This is a genomic window from Mesorhizobium sp. M7A.F.Ca.CA.002.15.2.1 (assembly GCF_003998715.1).
GTDB classification, from domain to species: Bacteria; Pseudomonadota; Alphaproteobacteria; order Rhizobiales; family Rhizobiaceae; genus Mesorhizobium; species Mesorhizobium ciceri.
On the sequence record NZ_RZPI01001271.1, the window covers coordinates 1 to 451 of the forward strand.

At 67.2% G+C, this 451-nt stretch carries 1 protein-coding gene and 1 pseudogene; both read left to right on the top strand.

Annotation, left to right across the window (positions count from 1 at the left end):
* Positions 1 to 127: pseudogene (locus ENZ74_RS34080) on the top strand (methionyl-tRNA formyltransferase); the annotation flags it as partial.
* A partial coding sequence (locus tag ENZ74_RS34085; protein ID WP_164761518.1) for an N-acetyltransferase occupies positions 124 to 451 on the top strand: 328 nt, incomplete at its 3' end. The pseudogene ENZ74_RS34080 and the gene ENZ74_RS34085, both read left to right, overlap by 4 nt.

Sequence of the window (451 nt, forward strand, 5' to 3'; positions counted from 1 at the left end):
GCTGACGGTCGCCTGCGGGGCAGGCGCGATCAGGCTGGTCGAAGTTCAACGGGCGGGCGGAAAGCCCGCTGCCGCGTCGGAATTCCTGCGCGGGGCCAAGATCGAAAAAGGACTGAAATTCTCATGAGCATGATGTCGATACGCGCGGCAACGCCGCGGGATCGCGAGGCCATCCGCCTCGTCGAGGAACACGCTTTCGGCCAGCAGGCGGAGGCCGGTCTGGTCGACGCGCTGGTGACCGGCGGCGACGCGGTTGCCGAACTGGTTGCGGAAGAGGACGGCCAGGTGGTCGGCCATATCCTGTTTTCGCGGCTGTTCGTCCAGAATGGCGGCAAGACCTTCGCGGCCGTGGCGCTGGCGCCGCTGGCGGTGGAGCCCTCGTTCCATGGCAGCGGCATTGGCGGCGCGCTGATCCGCGAGGCGCATATCCGCCTCAAGGATGGTGGTGAGA